The sequence below is a fragment of the Burkholderia sp. BCC1640 genome (assembly GCF_902833125.1).
Classification (GTDB): domain Bacteria; phylum Pseudomonadota; class Gammaproteobacteria; order Burkholderiales; family Burkholderiaceae; genus Burkholderia; species Burkholderia diffusa.
Map to the genome: position 1 here is coordinate 58118 of NZ_CADFEF010000034.1, position 20956 is coordinate 79073.

General features: G+C 68.9%; 9 protein-coding genes. All 9 read right to left on the reverse strand.

The features are described 5' to 3' along the window. Positions 1-5: 5 nt before the first annotated feature. The 9 genes from HWX25_RS28290 to HWX25_RS28330 all read right to left on the reverse strand — a co-directional run bounded on the left by HWX25_RS28290 (position 6) and on the right by HWX25_RS28330 (position 20567). Positions 6-4028, reverse strand: a complete 4023-nt coding sequence (locus HWX25_RS28290) for a cytochrome P450 (RefSeq protein WP_175911746.1) — start codon at positions 4026-4028, stop codon at positions 6-8. Then, entirely contained in the window at positions 4025-10057 is a 6033-nt protein-coding gene (locus HWX25_RS28295) for an SDR family oxidoreductase (protein WP_175911747.1), read from the reverse strand. Before HWX25_RS28295 ends, HWX25_RS28290 begins: the two co-directional genes overlap by 4 nt. A 74-nt stretch (positions 10058-10131) precedes the next feature. Next, entirely contained in the window at positions 10132-11736 is a 1605-nt protein-coding gene (locus HWX25_RS28300; protein WP_175911748.1) for an acyltransferase domain-containing protein, read from the reverse strand. Then, on the reverse strand, positions 11718-13145 hold the full coding sequence (locus HWX25_RS28305; protein WP_175911749.1) for a TolC family protein: 1428 nt from the start codon (positions 13143-13145) through the stop codon (positions 11718-11720). Before HWX25_RS28305 ends, HWX25_RS28300 begins: the two co-directional genes overlap by 19 nt. 3 nt (positions 13146-13148) lie before the next feature. Further along, complete coding sequence (locus tag HWX25_RS28310; protein ID WP_175911750.1) at positions 13149-15365, reverse strand: peptidase domain-containing ABC transporter; 2217 nt, start codon at positions 15363-15365, stop codon at positions 13149-13151. Between the two features lie 11 nt (positions 15366-15376). Further along, entirely contained in the window at positions 15377-16654 is a 1278-nt protein-coding gene (locus HWX25_RS28315; protein ID WP_059815593.1) for an HlyD family efflux transporter periplasmic adaptor subunit, read from the reverse strand. Positions 16655-16805: 151 nt separating this feature from the next. Continuing rightward, on the reverse strand, positions 16806-17000 hold the full coding sequence (locus HWX25_RS28320; RefSeq protein WP_059449338.1) for a hypothetical protein: 195 nt from the start codon (positions 16998-17000) through the stop codon (positions 16806-16808). A gap of 784 nt (positions 17001-17784) precedes the next feature. Beyond that, positions 17785-20109, reverse strand: coding sequence for a molybdopterin cofactor-binding domain-containing protein (locus HWX25_RS28325; protein WP_175911751.1), 2325 nt, complete (start codon positions 20107-20109; stop codon positions 17785-17787). Continuing rightward, the gene (locus HWX25_RS28330; protein WP_059691184.1) at positions 20106-20567 is read right to left on the reverse strand and encodes a (2Fe-2S)-binding protein; all 462 of its coding nucleotides are present in this window, start codon (positions 20565-20567) and stop codon (positions 20106-20108) included. Before HWX25_RS28330 ends, HWX25_RS28325 begins: the two co-directional genes overlap by 4 nt. Positions 20568-20956 lie beyond the last annotated feature (389 nt).

Genomic DNA, 20956 nt, shown 5'->3' on the forward strand with positions numbered 1-20956 from the left:
CCCGTTCAAATGGCCGACGCCGCCGCGGCCTGCGTGTCGGTCGCGCCGGCAAGCCGTGCGCCGTACAGGTCGGCGATCGATGCGCCCGCGCGATCGGCGATCGCGAAGCGGTCGTTCGGATAACGCAGCAGCATGTCGGCATCGCCGGCGTGCGCGGCGCCGAACACGATGCGACCGATGCGCCATGCGCGCGGCGGCTCGCCGTCGGCGGGCCACGCGCCGAGCAGCACGCGCAACACGTTTTCCAGGTGATTGACCGGCAGCCACAGCTGCGGACACGGCACGCGCCCCTCATCCCCCTGCACGCCCCATAGCGCGGCGGGGTCGGCGGCTTTCGCCTGGGCGATGCCGCCGCTCCATCGCGCCTCGGGCAACAGGTCGTCGCGCCAGCTCGCCCGTGCGGACCGCTGGATCGTGTCGTCTTCGGTTTCGCGCGGCAGCGGAACGGTCATGCCGCCGGGCGGATGACCGCGGTACACGAACGTCGCATCGAGCAGCGCGCGGCCGGCGAGCGACGCGCAGCGCACCGTCACGTGCCAGCCGTCGTCCACCGCGCGACCGCTCGCGTCGGTGTCGAGCGCGAGATCGCCGTGACCGTCGAGCGCATCGGCGAGCGCGTCGAGCGCGATCGTGATGTCGACGGCTTCGTGCAGGCACGCCCGCTCGCCGCCGGGCGGCGCGACCCAGTCGGCCGCGACGCGCGCGTGCTCGAGCAACAGCGACGCCGGCACGGCCGCGCGGCCGTCGAAGCGGAATGCATGCGTATAAGGTGCGCCCGCGGTGCGGTAGCGCGTCGAGAAGCACGTGAACGGCCGGAAGCGTCGTGGCTCACCCGCGTGATGCCGGCGCGTCGCGAGTTCGCCAAGGTTCGGCAAGCCGTCGACCGCGTCGAATCCGCGCAGCTGGATCGGCGTCAGCGCGCGGCCAACCGCCCCCATGTACATCGGTTCGCCACTGCCGCGGGTCGCCGGCGTTGCCGGTGTCGCGAGTTCCGCGAGCCAGTGGCGCACGCCTTCGTCGATCCGCATCGGCGTCACGTAGCGCCGCGTGACGGCGAGGTTCGTGATCATCCCGACGCCGTCCCAGGTCGGCCACGCGATCGTCTTCACGACGCGCGCGCCGGCGTCGCGCCGCGCCCACCAGCCGAGCCGCGCCAGCGCCTCGTTCGCGGCCGCATAGTCGGTCTCGCCGGTCATTCCGCCCCAGCGGCCGGTCAGCGAGCCGACGTTGACGAAGCAGCCGACGCGCGGGAGCTCACGCACCGCCGCGTAGAGATTGAGGAAGCCGAGCACCTTCACGCGCACGGTGCCGATGAATTCATCGGCGCGCTTGCGCGGCAATCGCACCGGCTGGTCGATGCCCGCGTTGTGGATCACGCCGCGCAGCCGGTCGCCGAGGGCGTCGCACAGCGTCCGCACGGCTTGCGCGTCGGTCACGTCGCATACGCGGTAGTGCACCGGCAGGCCAAGCGCGGCCGCCGCATCGAGCGACGCCTTCAGTTCGCGGCGGCGTTCGAGCTGCCGCAGTGCATGCCGGATCGCCTTCGGCGACCGCTCCGGCGTCGCCTGGCGCAGTTGCTCGAGCCCGTAGCGCTTGAAGCCCGCGTCGTCGAGCGCAAGCCACGGCTCGTCGCCAGCGGGCAACGCATCGCGCCCGGTGACGATCACCGTGCAGCGATGGCGCTTCGCCAGCGCGCACGCAGCCAGGAAACCGATGCCGCGCGCACCGCCCGAAAACAGCACGATGTCGTCGGGCCCCCAGTCGGGCGCCGCGTCGGCCGGCAGATCGTCGCGGGTCGCGACGAGCGTATGGCGGCGCCCGCCGCGGTGGCCGACCTCGAAGCGTCCCCAGCGATACAGTTCGCGCGCGATCAGCTGGTCGACGCGTCCCGTTTCGTCGGGCGCGATGTCGAGCACGCGCACGTTGCAGTTCGGCAATTCCTGCGGCAGCGTCTTCGCCAGGCCGGCCCACAATCCGCCGAGCGGCTGCACGAGCGTGCCATCGCCGTGCCCCATCAGCCCGTCCTGCCAGGTGAGCGCCAGATAGAACAGCCGCGACGTCGACGCCTCCTGCGACCAGTCGCCGTAGCACGCCTGCAGCAGCGCGACCGTGCGGCGCAGCGGCGCTTCCCATTGATCGTGCGCGTCGAGCGAGAACGGCGCCTCGACACCGAGATCGACGATCCCGTCGAACGGCCCCGACTGCGCGACGAACGCGCTCGCGGCGGTCGCCGGATCGATGCCGTCGGCCGGCGCGAACACGCTCGGTTTCGCACAGGCGCGCGTGAGCGTCGCCACCACGCGCTCGACCGAGCGACCGAGGCCATTGACGATCGCGATCCGCTTGCCGCTCAGTTCGGCCGACGGCAAGTCGGGCAGCGGTTCGATCTCGACCGGCCGCCATGTGAAGCGGTGCGTCGGCGTGGCGTCGGTGCATTGCGACGCTTCGTCCGTGATCGCGTCGCGCTGCAGAAAGGCCAGCACGTCCGGCGCCAGCGCTGGGCCGGCGGAACGGACAGGCGTCGGCGACGCCGCATGCGCTGGTTGCCCGGCGTCGGGGGCCGGCACGCGCGCTTGCTCTTGCACTTGCGTTCCCGCTTGCGTGCCCGTGAACGGGCACACCGAAGCCCGGGCACCCGGCACGCTTGCGTCCCGTCCCGTCTGCTCCCTCGGCACCCGCTCGCGCGATCGCGGTTTCGCGATCAACCGAATGCCGTCGCGGGGTCGCAGCGAGATCGTCGCGCCGGTGTCGAGTGAATGACCGGGCACCGCGCTCAGATCGACGTGTTGCGCCACCACCGCGATAAGCACGCGTATCTGCAGCAACGCGGTCTGGTAGCCGATGCATTTGCGCATCCCGCCGCCGAACGGAAAGTACGCGTACTTGTGACGCGCCGGCGCGTACGATCCGAAGTTCTCCGGATCGAATGCGTCGGGGTTCGCCCACAGCGCCGGATGACGATGCGTGACGTACGGCGACATGAACACCGACGAGCCGGCCGGCACGTGATAGCCGCCGATCTCGTCGTCGTCGACCAGATCGCGCGTGAAGCCCCAGATCGGCGGATACAGGCGCAGGATCTCGTCGACGGTCTGCACCAGGTATGGCAGGCGTTCGAGATCGGCCGCGTCGGGCGCACGGCCGCCGAGCACCGCATCGAGCTCCTCGCGCAGGCGGCGCAACACGTCCGGATGCTGCGCGAGCGCGTAGAGCCCCCACGCCATCCCGCTGCCGGTGGTTTCGTGGCCCGCGAGAAACACCGTCATCACCTCGTCGTGCACCTCGCGCTCGGTCAGCGGCGCACCCGTTTCCGGATCACGCGCGGCGAGCAGCAGCGAGATCACGTCGCTCGTTTCGCAGCGCCCCGCGCGATGCTCGGCGACGATCGCGTCGACGATCGTGTCGATCCCGCGGCGGGCATGCGCGATCCGGCGATTGAACGGCGTCGGCATCCAGCGCGGCACGAAATCGTTCAGGTTGCCCTGCGGCATCATCGCCGCGATGCCGAAGCGCACGGCCGGCCCGACGTCATCCGCATGCCGCGAGATGTCCGCGTTGAACAGCATCAGCCCGAGCATGCGCAGGCTCACGCGCATCATTTCCTCGACGACGTCGAACGGCGCATGCGCCGGCTGCTTCAGCCAGCGCTCGACGAGCGCGAGCGCCGCATCGCCGAGCGCGGCCGTATGCGACTCGACCTGCTTGCGGTGAAACAACGGCTGCACCACGCGGCGATGACGCCGCCAGAACTCGCCGTCGGTCGTCAGCAGGCCGTCGCCGAAGAACATCTTGAAGTTGTCGTAGAAGCGGCCGCGCACGTAGTTGCGGTGGTTGTCCTGCAGCACGTGCTGGACACCGTCGGGATGCGCGAGCGCGTGCGTGAGAAACGGGCCGAGACGATTGCGCGCGATGTCGCCGTACTGCTGCTGCAGCTTCAGCAACATCGTGACGGGATTGCGCTTGTACTCCGCGAGGTTGCCCATCACGACGCTGCCGCGCGGGCCGGGCGCGAGTCGCTTCATCGTCATGCGCTCACCTGCTCGGAAGCCGCGCGGCCGGCGAGCTGCGCGTCGACCTCGCCGCGCGCGGCGAACGCACCGGTCACGCGATGCACGTAGCCGATCACGATGCCCGTCACGTCGCGCATCTGCATCAGGATCCTGCCGTCCGGGCGCACCGCGACGAACCGGTTGCCGCTGCTCGCCGGCCCCTCGAGCGCGAACGCGCGCGGCGTCACGCGCAGCGCGATCGACGCGTGGCGGTTCGACAGCTCGCAGTCGTTACCGGCTTCGTAGATGTCGATGCGGCCGATCGACATCGGCGCCGCGAGCGGGATGTAGTCGCCGGCAACGTGATCGAGCGCGGCCACGCGCGCGAGCCCGTCGAGCAGGATACTTGGCACCACGAAGCGCGAGAACACCGGATCGTCACCCGGCACATTCAGCCGGAAACGCGCCTGCTTGCCCGCGTCGCTCATGCCGGTATCGGTCGTCGACACGAACATGCCGGTCAGCCGCACCGGCGCCGCGTCGAAGTGATACGGATCGGCGACGGGCGTGAACGTCGCCATTGCCGGTTCGTGCCACACCGGCGCCGGCGCATACGCGTCGGACAGGCGAACGGTGATCTCGAAGTGCGGCTTGTCGCGCACGAGCACCTGCCCGCCCGGTGCCAGCACGTCGCCGGAGATCCGCACGTGCACGTGCACCGCGTCGCCGTCGCGCGACGCGATCCGCGCATGGATGCGCTTCACGCTCGGCCGCTTCGCATCGTAGACGCGCAGGAAATGCAGGAATGCCGCATCCGCGAAGCCGACGACCTTGAGCCCCGGCACGAGCCGCAGCGCGGCCTCGGCGGCCACCTCGGGCACGAAGGTCCCCGGCAGCGTCGGAAAACCGTTGACGACGTGATGCTGCAGATACGCGTCGCGTTCGAGGTCGAACACGCGCTCGAACGTCACGCTGTCGTCGGTGCGCGCGAGTTCCGCGCCGAGATAGAAATCCGGATTGCGCGATGCGTCGGCGGCGGCCGGCGCGCTTTCGCCAAGATCGAAGTAACCGGGCAGGTGCGTCTCGATCGCGCGCCGCTCGGCCTCGCCGAGATGCACGGACATCGCCGCGCGCTCGCCGAGACCGAGCTCGCGCATGAAGTGATGCTGTCCTTCCGCGGTGCGCATGCTCGTGAACAATCCGCTCTTCTCGAGAAATGCGCGCGTGACCGGATTCGCGCCGAGCCCGACCGAGCGCCACAGCGTCCAGCCGATCGTGAATTCGTCGTGACCGAGCGCCGCGCGGTGATACGACGCCTGTGTGTTCAGGAAGTCGTTGCCCGACGCGTAGTCGGTTTCGCCCGCCTGCCCTGTCAGCCCGATGAACGAGCCGAAGTTGCACCACAGGCGCGGCTGCCGCGTGCCGAACGCGTCGCGCAAATTCCAGTAGCCGCGCACCTTGATGTCGCGCACCGCGACGAAATCGTCCAGCGACTTCACGCTCACCGACGCCGAACGGTTCAGCCCGGCCGCGTTGACCAGCAGGTCCACGCGCGGCTCGCGCGCGAGAATCGTGTCGATGGCCGTCTTCACGCTGTCGGGATCGAGCACGTCGGCGCGCAGGTAGGTCACGCGATGCGCGCCGCAGAACGCGCGCATCGCCTCGATGTTCATGCACGCCGTGCGCGCGTCGGCACGCCGCTCGAAGGCGCGGATGATCTCCGGCAACGGCCGTTCCGGATGCCGCGCCTTCTGCTGGCGGATGTAGTCCGGGCGGCTCTTCGCGAACGTTTCGTCGTCCATCGCGAGCAGGTTCGCGTCGATCGCGTCCAGCGCACTGCTGCCGATCAGATACAGCGTCGGACGCACGTGCGCGGCCAGCGTTTTCATCAGTTCGCCGGTGATCCCGCGCGCACCGCCGACCGCAACGACGACCGAATCCTGACCGAGCGACAGCCGCTCGTCCGCGCGCAGTTCACCCGCATCCGCGATCACGCGCGGCGTGCGGCGACGACCGCCGCCCAACGCGACGACCGGCAGCCAGTGACGTGCACCGCTTTCGCGCTCGGCATCGCGCAGCGCGTCGGGCAGCGCGCGCGTATCGGTCAGCACGGCAACCGGGCGCGCTTCCGGCATCTCGATCGCGAGTGCCTTCACGAGGCCCGTGAACAGGCCGGCATCCGGATGCGGCACGTCGCCGGCGAGCGCGTCGAGCAGCAATGCGATGAAGGTTCCGCCGCGCTCGAGTGCCGCATGGCAGCGCTTGACCGCGAGGAACGCCAGGTCGTGCAGTGCGAGCCGCTCGGGCGTGGCCGGCGCGGCGGCACCCGTGGCGAGCGTGCCGGCGTCGAGCGACGTGAGCACGCGCACGTGGCCGATATCGTCGGGCACGATGTCGAGCGCCGCTGCGTCGATCCGCTCGATCCAGTGCCAGCCCGGCCGGTGCGCGGCGAACGGCCGCGTCGACAGCACCACGCAGCCGGGGCCCGGATTCGCCTGGGCGGCCAGCGTGTCCGGCATGTCGGTCACGATCACGCAGCGCGGCGCGATGAACGGCGTCGACCGGCCCGCCGGCCGCCACGGCGCATCGCGCCATTCGATCCGGTAACGCGCGACGCCGAGCGGTTCGCCGTCAGCCGCGACGCCGGTCCGGCGCAACGTGCCCGGTATCAAGATGCCGGGTTCAACGGGTGCGGCCGCAACGGTCGTCGATGCGGCCGGTTCGACGGACGCAGCGACCGGTGCCGCCTCGTGTGTCGGCGGCACAGGCCGCGCCTCGCGATCCGGCTCGCGCGGCGTGGCCCGTTCGCATGCAACATGCAGCGCGTAGCGCGCACGATCGCCGCCGCCGTCTCGCGTGAGCGTCGTGCCGGCTTCGTGCGCGACGATCGCACGCAGCACGTCGATCGCCGAATCGGCACCCGCATACGTGACCGCCCGCCCCATCGCGTCGCGCGGCGCGGCCGGTTCGACCGCGGCCCGCGCGTCGCCGCCGCCGACCACCGCGAGCACCGGCAGCCCTTCCGTGTGCGCACGCCGCACCGTCGTGACCGCGAACAGCACGATGCCCTCCGCGAGCGGCAGCCCGAATGCCGGGCGCACTTCTTCCGCCGAGTTGCCGTTGATGCCGCCGACGATCGCCATGTCGAGTTCGCCGCTGCACAGGAAGCGCTCGGCCGCCTCGAACGCGGCCAGCGTCGACGCATGGCCCGCATCGACCGTCATGTTCATGCCGTGCAGGTCGTGATAGTTGGCGACGCGCGCGGGGATCACGTTCGGCATCATCCCCGGAAACGAATTCTCGGTCGTCGGCGCGACGAGCCGCTTCGTCGCCGCGCGCAATGCCTCCAGCACGCGTTCGGTTGCCGCGCGCTCGTCCGGCCGCGTCGCGTCGAGCACCGCGGTCGCGATGTCGTCCAGATAACAGCGGCTCGCGTAAAGCGCCGCATTGCGCGTCGGCCCCATGTGCCCCATCACGAGGCCGATCGTGTCCGCGTGCTCGCGCCAGAATGCGCCGAGGCGTTCGCGCAGGTCGTGCGCCGCGTCGAGCGCCATCAACTGGCAGCGATCGAGCGCGCGAAGCACCGCCGGCGGCATCTTCACGCGCGCGAAGCTCGGCAACGGGTAGCCGATCCCGAAGCTCGCGTCGGGCGCGCGGCCTTCGCCGCGCAGCCACGCGGCAACTTGTGCGTCGTCGTCCAGGCCCGGAAACTTCGCGGACCAGCCGACGATCGCGAGCGGCTCGCGCTCGAACCGGCCGCTCGCTTCGCCAGCGGGCAGATCCGCGCGGTATTCCGACACGATCAGGTGGCCGTTCGTGCCGCCGAAGCCGAACCCCGACACCGCCGCGACGCGTGCCGAATCGCGCCGGACCGGCCACGATACCGGCGCCACCGGAATCCGCAGGTTCGTGCCGGCGATGTCGAATTCCGGCGGCGGCTCGCTGAAGCGGTGCTGCGGCGGGATCACCTGATGCCGCAACCCGAGCAGCACCTGAATCACCGACACGACACCGGCCGCCCAGCCCGTATGCCCGACCAGCGACTTGTTCGACGTCACCTGCACCGGGCGGTCGCGCCGGATTGCATCGCGCAGGCTCTGGAACTCGGCGAGATCGCCAGCCGGCGTGCCCGTTGCATGCGCAACCACCCAGTCGACGTCGGCCGGCACCGTCGCGGTGCGCGCATACGCGCGGTCGATTGCGATGCGCTGGCCGGCCGAGTTCGGCGCATAGATCGCCTTGCCTTTGCCGTCGGACGACGAGCCGAACGATTTCAGCACGCCGAGGATGCGATCGCCGTCGGCGCGCGCCCGCGCGACGCGCTTCAGGATCACGACGCCCGCGCCGTCCGCGAACAGCACGCCGTCGCAGTTGCGGTCGAGCGGCCGCACTTCGCCGCTGCGCGACAGGCCATGCAGCTTCGAGAACAGGATCGAGCCGCGCGGCGCGAGCGCGAACGCGCCGCCGCATGCGACCACGTCCTGCTTGCCGAGCAGCAGTGCCTTGATCCCGAGATCGATCGAATACAGCGACGACGAGCACGCGGTGTCGACCATCATGCATTGCGCGTCGTCGGGCAGCACGCCCTTCATCGCGTTCAAACCGACCCGGTGCGGGAAGAACGATGCGAGATCGCCGGCGCCGCGCGCATAGCGCGCGCTGAGCACCGCATCGAGCGCGGCCACGCGGCGCTCGCGCTCGGCCGCGTCCATGCCCGCCTCGATCAGCACCGCGTTCAGGCGCTCGCGCGCGGCGGCCAGCACCATCCCTTCCTCGAGATGCTGGCTGCCGTCCGCCGTGTAGCCGACGAGGAACGCCACGCGATCGGCATCGCGCAGCGTCACGCCGTCGAGCGACTGGCACAGCGCGTGACGCAGCCACAACGTCGTCAGCTCGCGCGGCGCGGTGCCCGCGTCGAGCTCGGCGCGCACCGTCGGGCACGGGTCGAAATGCTCGATGAAGACCGAGCGCGACTGATAGCTCTTGTCCTCCGCCGACGTGTCGGGCGAATAGAACGAGCGGTAATCCCAGCGATCGGGCGGTACGTTGCCGAACAGCTCGGGGCCGTCGAGCAGCGCGCGCCAGAATGCGTCCGGGTCGCTCGCGCCGGGCAATGCGAGACCCATGCCGACCACGGCGATGTCGTCACTGTCCGGCGCGTCGTCGGGCGATGCGGCGGGTCGACCGGTCAGCAACGAGGCCGGTTGCTGACCGGTCTTTGCAGGAGCCGTCGGCACGGCAGCGGGCACAGTCTCGCTCGCGGCACGCTCCGCGCTCGCCCATTCCGCGCGCGGCGACAGCCCCTCGCTGCACAGCGACAGCCCGCCGTCCGCGACGACCACCTGACCGGTGATCCAGCGCGCCGCGTCCGAGGCGAGAAACACGACGAGATCGGCGAGGTCTTCCGCCCGTGCGAGCCGCTTCATCGGCGTCGCCGCGATGCTCGAACGCTTCGTGTTCTCCGGGTCCGGAAACTGCGCGGCGACGTCGCCGTCGATCAGCGTCGACGATGCGCCGTTCACGCGAATGTCGCGGCCCGCGTATTCGACCGCGAGATAGCGCGTCAGCGATTCGAGCGCCGCCTTCGCGGTGCCGACGACCAGATAGTTCGCAGGCACGAGCGTCGCGCCCACCGACGACACGTTGACGATCGCCCCGCCGCCCGAGCGCGCCATCAGCGCCGCGGCTCGACGCGCGCACCAGAACGCGCCCTTCAGGTTGGTGTCGAGCGCGCGATCGAAATGCTCGGCGCCGATCTCGTCGACGCCGAGCAGCGCACCGGACGCCGCATTGTTGACGAGCACGTCGAGTCGGCCGTAGCGCCGTTCGATCTCGTCGAACATCCGGTCGACCTGCGCCTGCTGCGCGACCGACGCGCGGATCACGTCGACGGTCGCGCCGAGCGCGCGCAGTTCGTCGGCCGTCTGCTTCGACGCGTCGAGCGAGTGGAAGAAATTCAGGATCACGTGCGCGCCCTGCTCGGCGAAACGCCTGCAGATCGCCTTGCCCACGTTTTTCGCACCGCCCGTCACGAGAACGAGCTTGCCGCGCATGCTGGTATTCGACATGGATCGCCTGCCTATCGAGAACTTGTCATTACGGCAGGGCCCCCCCTGCCGACCAACGTTTGAGCCAACGGCCGTCAAGCGACTGCTTTTCCCTGGTTCTCGTAGACGAAATCGACGATCTGCCCCATCGCCTTGAAATCGCCGCTGCGGAAATTGGCCGGCAGCGGCGGCAGCGCGTAGCGCGCGGTAATGCGCTGGATGATCTCCGTCTGCTTGACCGAGTCGATGCCGAGTTCGGCTTCGAGCTCGATCGTTTCGGAGAACACCTCGGCCGGATATTCCATCGCTTGCGCGTAGATATCGACGAGCTCCGCGAACAGCCGATCGCGCGGCACGTGTGCGGGCTTCGCCGCCGCGAGCGGCTCGTGCGGCATCGACGGCGACGGTACCGCCGTCAGTGTCGGCGCGGCCACGGCCACCGCCGCAAGACGCGGCGCGGCCGCACCGAGCGGCTCGGCCTGCGGCGCGAATGCGGCGACCGTCGGTGCCGCGGCCGGCACGGCGCCGGCCGATGCCGTGCTCGCCGCATCGAACGCGTGACGCAGCTCGCCCTTGAGCCAGTCGACGATGTGCGGCCCGCGCGCATGCCAGAACGCGTCGAACCCGGAGCCGGCGTTGCCGATGCGAATATCGTCCTTCATGATGTTGTCCTCCTGAAAATAACGGGTGATCGTCGTGACGACGCTCGATTCCTCTGCTGCGTTCGACGGGCCGCCGAACGTCCTGACCGTGCCGGGACCCGCGATGCGCACGACGATGCGCGCCAGCGCGTTGAGCGCGCCGCATTCGACATAGCGTCCGATGCCGTCCGCGCACGCGGCGCGAATCGCATCCGCGAACCGCACCGGCAGCACGAAGTGCGACGCGAGCCGCGCGCCCGGATCGTCGGCGCCGCTGTAGCGGCGGCCGAGGATCGGCGAATACACGGGAATCGCGAGCGGGCCATGCCGATACGCGGCAAGACGCGCGGCGAACTGCTCGCGCGCGCCAGCGAGATCGGGGTGATGAAAGCCATACGGAGACCTGAGCGTCTGCGCGGCGACGCCGCGTGCCGCACAGGCCGCGACGAAGCGCTCCAGCGCATCGCGCGGACCGGACACGACGGTCTGCGACGGATGGTTCTCGACCGCAACGCACACGTTGCGCATCGCATGCGTGACGGCGCTCGCGTCGATCAGCTCGCGCGTCGCGTCGGCACCCGCGGAGATCGCCGCCATCATCCCGTCGGGCGGCGCCGCCGCCTGCAACGACGCGATCCGGTCGCAGACGATCCGCGCACCCTGCTCGATCGAATACATGCCGCCGCACACCAGCGCCGCGATCTCGCCGAAGCTGTGTCCGATCAGCACGTCCGGCACCACGCCGTGCGCACGCAGCACGCCGAACATCGCGACCGATGCGCCGTAGATTCCGAGCTGCAGCAGATCCGGCGCTTCATGCAGCCATGCATCGAGCCCGGCATCGTCGCGCCACAGCGCGCCCGTCAGCGGGCGGCTCAGGCGCTCGCTCGCGACCGCGTCGAGCATGTCGAGGGTCTGCCGCACGCTCCCGTGTTCACGTGCGAGCTGCCGCAGCGCGCCCGCATAGAACGCCCCCTGCCCCGGGAACAGGAACGCGCATCCGCGCGCCTGCGCGCCGCGCGCGTGCGGCCCGGCGTCGTTCAACCCGCGTCGTTCCATAATCTCAATCTCCCAAGGCTCTCGGCCAGCTTCAGTCTCGCGATCCGCCATTTCGACACCGCGAGCACGCGCTGCCGCCGCGCATCCGCGAGCGCCGACTGGGCATTCAGCAATTCCGTGAACGTGCCGACGCCGGCCTTGTAGCGGCCACGCGCGATGTCGAGCGAATGCAGTGCGGTGTCCAGCAGATGCCGCGAGTTGTCCAGGTTCGTCGTGTCGGTCTGCAGGCTCTGGTAGCTCTTCCATACGTCGAGCGACACCTTGAGTTCAGTGTTGCGCACGTCGGCTTCCTGCGCGTCCGCCTGCGCCTTCGCCTCGGCGACGCGGTAGCCCGACGCGAACCCTTCGAACAGCGGAATCGAGATCTGGATGCCGATCGAGTTGCTGTGACTGCTCTGCAACTGGAGAAACGATGCCTGCTGCTGGTATGACGGGTTGTTGCGCGCGAGGCTGCCCATCAGCGAAACGGTCGGCAGCGACTGCGCGCGCACCGCGCGCACTTCGTCGCGCGCCGCTTCGAGCTTTTCGCGCGCGGCGATCAGTTTCGGGTGATGGCGCTTCGCTTCGGCGATCAGGTCGGCGACGCCGCGCGTGAAGTCGTCGCGATCGGGCGACGGTTCCGCGTCGGCGATGCGCAGCGGCGTATCGGCGTCGGCGCCCAGCGTGGTCGCGAGCGTGCCGATCGCGTTCTGCAGGTCGCCTTCCGCGCTCACGCGATCGAGCAGCGCCTTGCGGTAGGTGGTCTGCGCCTGCAATGCATCGCCGAGCGTGCCGGCGCCGCCGTCGTGCCGCGCGCTCGCCTCGGCCAGGCTTTCCTGCGCCGCGTGCTCGACCGCCTGCGCGGCGGCCAGCGCCGCCTGCGCGTCGCGCAGCGCGTAGAACGCCTGCGCCGCATCGTAGAAGACGCTCTGCAGCGCATCGTCGTGCGCCGCGTTCGCCGCGCGCAACAGCGCGCGCGCACGGTCGAGCGTCGCGCCGCGCTTGCCGAAATCGAACAGCACCCAGCTCAGGTTGAGCATGCCGTAGCGGCTGGTGCTGCGCTGGTCCTGCGAGTAGCCGCCGCTGTAGTTCGTCGTCAGGTTGTCGCGCTCGATACCCGCCGTCGCATTGAGCGTCGGCCAGTATGCGGCCTTCGACACGCCGACCTCAGCCGCCGCCGCGCGCGCATCCGACCACGTGCGACTCAGTTGCGGATGCGAGCAGATCGCGAGCAGGATCGCGTCCTCGAGCGCGAGCGGCCGCTCGTCGACATGCCGCGCGCCGCATGCCGTGGCCGACGCAATCGACCCGGACGGCGTCGCCGCGACTTCATTGCGTGTGCCGTAGACGTCGAGCATCTGTGCGCATGCCGCCGGCACGCACGCAGCGAGCGCGACGACAGCCAGCACGGTAGCGAGTGAGCGCTTCATCGCTCAACGCCCCGCGACCGGTTCCGCGGCGCCGGCGTCATGCGTCGTCGGTGCGGCCGGCGCGCCGGCGGACGTCCTTGCCGCCATCGCCGTGCGCATCGCGGCGGTCGACTGGTCGAGCACGACCTTGCCGCCCTGCAGCATGATGACGCGCTGCGCCGACGCGATCGTCTCCGGCCGGTGCGCAACGATCAGCCGCGTCATCGCGAGTTGCGTGACGGCCGCATTGACCTGCATCTCGCGCTGAATGTCGAGATGGCTCGTCGCCTCGTCGAGCACGAGAATGCCCGGCCGCTTGTACAGCGCGCGCGCAAGCAGCACGCGCTGCTTCTGCCCGCCGGACAGCACCGTGCCCATGTCGCCGACCAGCGTGTTGTAGCCCATCGGCATCGCGGCGATGTCGTCGTGCACGGCGGCGATGCGTGCGCATTCGGCGACCCAGCGCGGGTCCGCATCCGGATCGAAGAAGCTGATGTTGTCCGCGATCGAGCCCGCGAACAGCACGTCGTCCTGCAACACGGTGCCGACGAGCCCGCGCAACCGCTCGATGCCGAGCCGGCCGACCTCGAGCCCGCCGATCCGCACCGTGCCGCCCGTCGGCTCGTGGATGCCGAGCAGCACGCCGATCAGCGTCGTCTTGCCGCAACCCGACGGCCCGACGATCGCCACCGACTCGCCCGCCGCGATCTTCGCGCTCACGCCGTCCAGCACCAGCGGCTCGCCGTCCGCGTAGCGGAACGACAGCCCGTCGATCTCGATGCTCGCGTCGAGCGCATCGGCCTCGCCCGGCACGCTGCGCAGGCTCGCGTCCGGCTCGCTTTCCGCGAAAACGATGTCGGCCAGCCGCTCGCCCTGGAGCTGCAGCATCCTGACTTCGAAATACTTGTCGATCAGGCTGCCGACCCGGCTGTCGAACTGGTTCTTGTACGCGTTGAACGCCATCAGCACGCCCACCGTGAACTGGCCATCCATCACCATGCGCGCGCCGAGCCAGATGATCAGCACGTTCTCGATGCCGAACAGCAGGCCGTTGAGCTGCTGGTAGAAGATCTGCAGCTTCTGCACGTGCAGGCTCGCATTGACCTGCTCGACCAGCAGCGTGATCCAGCTCGCGCGGCGCTCCGTCTGGCGGTTGAACAGCTTGATCGTCTTCACGCCGCGCACCGTTTCGAGGAAATGGCTCTGCTGCTTGGCCGCGTGCACGATCTGGTCCTCGGTCGCGCGCCGCAGCGGGCCGTACCACAACCACCGGACGAGCGCGTACAGCGCCATCGTCGCCAGCGCGACGAACCCGAGCACGCGGCTGTAGACGAACATCATCGCGAGCGTGACGATCGTCATCAGCCCGTCGATCACCGCGCCGAGAAACGACGTCGTCAGCGTCTGCTGGATCGTGTCGATCGAACCGAAGCGCGATACGACGTCGCCGAGATGGCGCCGCTCGTAATAGCGCACCGGCAGGCTCAGCAGGTGCGTAAACACGTTCGCGCGCCACTGGATGTTCAGCGTGACGCCGACGTACATCAGCGCCCACGCGCGAATCGTGCCGGTCGCCTGCTGCATCAGCAGCAACAGGCCGAAGCCGAGCGCCAGCACCGTCAGCAGGTCGCGATCGGCGCTGACGATCACTTCGTCGATCACCCACTGCAGGAAGAACGGCTGCACCAGCATGAAGACTTCGAGCGCGACGGCGAGCGCGAGGATCTGCGCCAGCGAGCGCGACAGCCCGGACACCGGGCCCAGCAGCTCGCGCAGCTTCACCGCCGGACGCGCCGCGCGCGGCGCGAATCCGGCGGCCGGCCACAGTTCCAGCGCGACGCCGGTAAACGCACGCGACACTTCGGCGAGCGGCACCTTGCGAATACCGTGCGACGGATCGTGAATCGTCGCGCTCTTGCCATTCACTTCCTTCAGCACGACGAAGTGGTTGAAATTCCAGTGCAGCAGGCACGGCAGGCGAAGCTGGCCGAGCTGTGCCATGTCCAGCTTCACCGCGCGCGTGCCGAGCGCGAGGCGCTGCGCGACTTCGATCACGCGCCCGAGTCCCGCGCCCTTCAGCGATACGGGGAATTGTCCGCGCAGCGTCGCGAGATCCACGTGATGGCCGTGATAGCCGGCCACCATCGCGAGGCACGCGAGCCCGCATTCCGCGGCTTCGGTCTGCAGGATCATCGGCAGCCGGCGGCCGAGGCCGAACGAGAGTCGATCGAGTAATGCCATGCGCGACCTCGTCAGAGTTTGCCGGTCAGGCTGTAAAGCGGCTCGAGCACCCACTCGTACAGGCGCCTGCGCTCCTGCAGGATGTCTGCCTGCAGCGTCATGCCGGCCTGCAGCGGTTGCCGAGCGCCATACGCGGTGACGTGCTGCGCATCGAGCGCGACGATCACGCGATAGAAGGTCGCGTCGCGCCCCTCGCCCGGCGTCGCCGCCGGGCCGCCATCGTTCGCGAGTTCGGCCGCCGACAGCGCCGTGCGCGCGATCGACACGACCACGGCGCGATACTGGCCGAACTTCTGATACGGGAACGCCTGATAGCGGATCAGCACCGGCTCGCCGACCCGCACGAAGCCGATCGCCGTGCTCGGCACGAACAGATGCGCCTGCCAGCGCGCGCCGCCCGGCACCACGCTCGCGAGCGGCCGGGACGTATCGACCGACTGGCCGACGTCGGCGATCGCCGCCGTCACGACACCCGTTTCCGGCGCGGTGACGACGATCCGGCGCTTCGCCTCGCTTTCGATCAGGTTCTGGTCGACGTCGATCACGTTGCGATCGATCTGCGCGAGCTGGTTCTGCTGCTTGAGGTCGAGGCCGGCCAGCTGGTTGTTCGCTTCCGTCAGCGACTGCGCCGTCGACGCGCGCTCGCGCAGCAGCCCGTTCAGCTTCGACTGCTGGTCGAGCAGGTCGGCCTCGCGCTGCTGCGCCTGATCCTTCGAAATGTAGTCCTGGGCCAGCAGGCCGCGATACCGTTTCGCGCCGTCGGCCGCGATCGACGTGCGCAATCGCTGCGCCGAAAGCTGATCGTCGATCTGCGCAAGCTCGCCGCGCAGGCTCGCGATCTTCGCGCGCACCGTCGCGCGTTCGTCCTGCTGCAGGCTGCGCGTCTTGTCCATTTCCGTGAGCAGCGACGCCTTGCGTTGCCGCGCCTGCGCGATCAGCGCGGCCTGCGTCGCGCCTTCCGCCGCGCTTTGCAGGTCGGTGGACACCGTATAAAGCGTCTGCCCGCGCGCGACGTGCTGCCCTTCCTTCACGTCGCGCTCGACGACGATGCCCGGCTGCAACGCATAGACCTTCACCAGCCCCGCATCCGGCATCACGACGCCGCTGACCGTCGTACGACGCGTGTAGGTGCCGAACGCAAAGAACAGCAGCACGCATGCGGCCATCACGGCCGCGGCGACCGCCAGCAGCGTCAGCGGCACGGGGCGCACCAGCACGATCTCGCCCAGCGCGCCGGCGCGCTGCGCCTGTTGCGCTTCGTGCCGGAAGAGAGAAGTCGGGTTCGTCAAGATACGGGATTACAGACAGTCAGTTGGGTTCGACGGATGCATCCCGGTTGCCCGGGAAGATCGCCGCGGCGCCCCGCTCCGGTGCCGCGGCGAGCCGCGATTCACGCGATGGCGACGCAGCGCGCGCCATCGCACGGAAATCGCGTCCGGCTTACGCGTGCTGGCCGGTCAGCAGGCCGAGCAGTGCATTGCCCGTGCCGACGACAGCCGTCGTCAGTGCTTCGCCGACGTTGTAGAGCGTCTGGCCGTACAGCTCGACCACGTTGCCCAGCGTGTCGAAAATCGAGCCGCCGCTGTAGTAGCCGCCGGAAACTTGTGCGATTTCCTGCTGATTCAGTTCTTGCATTGCGTTTCTCCAGATTGAGAATGCTAGATAACCCATCTAGCGAGGCATCGAACCACGCCGCGATCGCGACGCAGATCAATATGTTAAATTCATGGGCGATACGATTGCATTGCGCTGTCACATTTCATTAACCAACTCGACAAAACGACGCACATCGCTCCGCCCAATCGAATATCTCGAGCCACCTTTTCGCAATACTCTCGAGGTCAATCCGTATTCGATAACGCATTCCGCTTTCGATATACCGTCAATTCCTTCGACACCGGCCATCCGGCTCGGCGGTTTCGATCTCCAGACGAGCGGGCGCCACAGCTCAGGCGCCACCACGACTGGAACGCCATGAACCGTCGGAATGAGAACGATAATGAATGCCCGCCTTAGGACTGGCCGGTAACAAGCATGCGCTAAATGCCCCACCCAATCGGTCGTTACCGAATGGCTGAATCACGCCCGATTTTTCTCATTGAATTTTTTACAAAATTGAATTCGACGCGCCAATGATCCGACACTTTCCGGTCGCTCTTTGTACGATACCGCACCATCGGGCAAACCCGATATCCGACGGCAATTGATTCTATTTCCACGGGGAATTACGGGCTTGAATGCCGAAATTGAATTTCCGTGGTTGATTCTGGAAAGCGGTTGTCCCGGCGGCCGGACGGCCGTGTGGTCCCGTCGAATTTATATGCAAATGAAATGCATGAATGGATCGCGTGCAATGGCCTGGGTGTACGAGCGAATGCGCGCACCGGGCCATGCAGACGGCCCGGCGCGCGGCACCGCATCACCCCGCTTTCGGCTTCGCGAGTTGATCCGCGACGGGCAGGCTGCGGATGCGCGTACCCGTCGCCGCGAAGATCGCGTTGGTCAGCGCCGGCGCGACCGGCGGCAGGCCCGGCTCGCCCACGCCGCCGAGCGGCGTCGCGTAGTCGTCCGGCGCGACAAGGTGCACGCGGATTTCACGCGGCGCCTCGTTCATCCGCAACACCTGGAAGCCGTTGAAGTTGCTCTGCTCCGGGCGTCCGTCCTTGAACGTGATCTCGCCGTGCAGCGCAATGCCGAGCCCCATCACCACCGCGCCTTCGAGCTGCGAGCGCACGCGCTCCGGGTTGACCTGCGGCCCGCAGTCGATCGCAATGTCGACGCGCGGCACCGCGATCGCACCGTCCGCGCCGACCTGCACTTCGCACACGGCCGCCGTGTACGACACGAAGCTGCGATGCGCGGCAATCCCGAGCCCGTGCCCCTTTGGCAGCTTGCGCCCCCAACCGGCTTCGCGCGCGACCGTCTCGATCACGCGCCGCAGCCGTCCGGTATCGACCGGATACAACGCCGGATCCTCGCCGTAGTTCACGTTCTTCACCGTGATGTGCGGTTCGAATCGTCGCGCCGGCCCGATCAGGTCGAGCAGGAAATCCTTCGGATCGCGGCCCGCCGCATGCGCGAGCTCGGACACGAAACTCTGAATCCCGAACGCGTGCGGAATGTTGTACACCGAACGAAACCAGCCGATCCGCGTGTGCGCTTCCGCGGCCGGATTCTCGATCCTTACGTTCCGGACTGCGAATGGAAGATCCGCGATGCCTTGCGCGAGCTCGCCCGGCTGCTCATGCACGACGCCTGCCCTGAAAGTCGACTGGATCGAAGGCGCGACCGTGCGATGCTGCCACGCGACCACCTTCCCCGCCGCGTCGAGGCCGCCTTCGAACGCCTCCAGCGACACCGCGTGGAAATAGTCGTGCGCGATGTCGTCCTCGCGCGTGAACGTCAGCTTCACGGGCGCGCCGACTGCCTTCGACAGCAACGCGGCCTCCACCACGTAGTCCGGCTTCGACTTGCGGCCGAAGCCGCCGCCGAGCAGCGTCACGTTGACCGTTACCCGCTCGGTCGGCAACGCGAGCGCCTTCGCGATCTCGTCGCGCGTGGTCTGCGGCGCCTGCGTGCAGGTCCACACCTCGCAGCGGCCGTCGGCCACGCGCGCGACTGCCGCCGGCGGCTCCATCGTCGCGTGCGCGAGATGCGGAACGTAGTACGTCGCGCGCACCCGCTTCGCAGCGCCCGCGAGCGCCGCGGCCGTATCGCCGTCGTTGCGGATCACGTCGCCCGGTTGCGCGACCGCCGCTTCGAGCGTCTTGCGGTAGGCGGCCGAATCGTAGCCTGCATGCGGCCCGTGCTTCCAGTCGATCTTCAACTGCGCGCGCGCCTGGATGGCCGTCCACGTGTCGCGCGCGATCACGGCAACGCCACCGAGCGGCTGGAACCCGGACGGCAGCGGTGCCGACGCGAGCTGCACGACCTTGACGACACCCGACAGCTTCTCCGCGGCCGACGCGTCGAACGACGCGACCGTATCGCCATAAACCGGCGGACGTGCGACCACCGCATACAGCATGCCGCCGAGCCGCGTGTCGATCCCGTAGCGCGCGCGGCCACCGACGATGTCGCGTCCGTCGATCAACGCCGTCTTGCCCTTGCCGATATAGCGGAATTCGGCCGGCGCCTTCAACGGCACGCTCTTCGGATCGGGCGCCGGCAGCGCGGCTGCCTTCGCGGCCAGTTCGCCGAAGCCGAGCTTGCGTCCGGTTTTCGTATCGACGACCTCGTGGACCGCCGCCTTCACCTGACGCACGTCGACGCCCCACGTCGCCGCGGCGGCCTGCTCGAGCATCGTGCGTGCAGCGGCGCCCGCGCGGCGCAGCGCCGCGAAACTCTGGCGCAGGCTGCGCGAGCCGTCGGTGTTCTGGTTGCCGTAGCGCGGCTCGTCGCCGACCGCCTGCGCGACCTTCACGCGCGCCCAATCCGCGCCCAGTTCATCGGCGACCACGAGCGCGACGCTCGTGCGTACGCCCTGCCCCATCTCGGAGCGGATGCAGGTCACCGTGACCGTGCCGTCCGGCGCGATCGCGACGAACAGGTTCGGATCGTCGCGCAATCCGTGCGGCATGCCCGCGCCGCCGTACTGCGGATTCGGGCTGACCGGCGGCTGCACCGGCGCGGCCGCGCGCGCGAGCGACGGCACACCGAACGCGAGCAGCAGCCCGCCGGCGGCGAAGCCGAGCAGCAATGCGCGGCGGCTTTCGTTGTGGACGGAGAGTTCCGGCGCGTTCATGCGGCACCTCCACGGCGCACCGCCAGCCGGATTGCCGCGCGAATGCGCGTATAGGTGCCGCAGCGGCAGATGTTGCCGGACATCGCGTCGTCGATGTCGGCATCGCTCGGGTGAGGATTGGTCTTCAGCAGCGAGGCGGCCTGCATGATCTGTCCGGACTGACAGTAGCCGCATTGCGCAACGTTCAGTTCCTGCCAGGCTTGCTGCAGCGGGTGGGTCAGGTCGGTCGACAATCCTTCGATCGTCGTCACGCGCTTGCCGGCGGCGACCGCGACGGGCGTGATGCACGCGCGGATCGCTTCACCGTCGAGATGCACGGTGCATGCGCCGCACAGCGCCATCCCGCAGCCGAATTTGGTGCCCGTGTGACCGAGGACGTCGCGCAGATACCAGAGCAACGGCATGTCGGGGTTGCCGTCGAAATGCTGTTCGCTACCGTTGACGGTCAGCGTGATCATCGTTCATCTCCTGTTGGCGGCGCCGCGTCGCGCGGGCGTCGTGTGGGGATTTGAACGGCGCTGGGCACATTCCGAACGACCAGGTGGGCCTGACGCCGTTTCGTTTCCGGATTGCATCGGGTGGCGATGCAATCGCGGCGATGGTGCCGTCTGGTTGCCCGTGCAACGGTTCGGCAGGATTCGGACGATTGCGCGTATGCGGGGATCGCCGCACGTATTATCAGACGAATTCGCGATCGTCGTCGGGTGGGGAGATTCAGGGGGGTGCCCCTATGTGTTTCGTCAAGCGGTAGGGGCTGACTTGGGTTGGTAAATGGTGCCGTCGCGCAGCATGGCGAACAGGACGTCACAGCGTCGCCGTGCGAGCGCGATGAGCGCTTGGTTGTGGC

Coding starts and splice junctions, on each gene's coding strand:
- HWX25_RS28290 (WP_175911746.1), bottom strand. CDS start 4,028: ATGACGATGAAGCGACTCGCGCCCGGCCCGCGCGGCAGCGTCGTGATG.
- HWX25_RS28295 (WP_175911747.1), bottom strand. CDS start 10,057: ATGTCGAATACCAGCATGCGCGGCAAGCTCGTTCTCGTGACGGGCGGT.
- HWX25_RS28300 (WP_175911748.1), bottom strand. CDS start 11,736: ATGGAACGACGCGGGTTGAACGACGCCGGGCCGCACGCGCGCGGCGCG.
- HWX25_RS28305 (WP_175911749.1), bottom strand. CDS start 13,145: ATGAAGCGCTCACTCGCTACCGTGCTGGCTGTCGTCGCGCTCGCTGCG.
- HWX25_RS28310 (WP_175911750.1), bottom strand. CDS start 15,365: ATGGCATTACTCGATCGACTCTCGTTCGGCCTCGGCCGCCGGCTGCCG.
- HWX25_RS28320 (WP_059449338.1), bottom strand. CDS start 17,000: ATGCAAGAACTGAATCAGCAGGAAATCGCACAAGTTTCCGGCGGCTAC.
- HWX25_RS28325 (WP_175911751.1), bottom strand. CDS start 20,109: ATGAACGCGCCGGAACTCTCCGTCCACAACGAAAGCCGCCGCGCATTG.
- HWX25_RS28330 (WP_059691184.1), bottom strand. CDS start 20,567: ATGATCACGCTGACCGTCAACGGTAGCGAACAGCATTTCGACGGCAAC.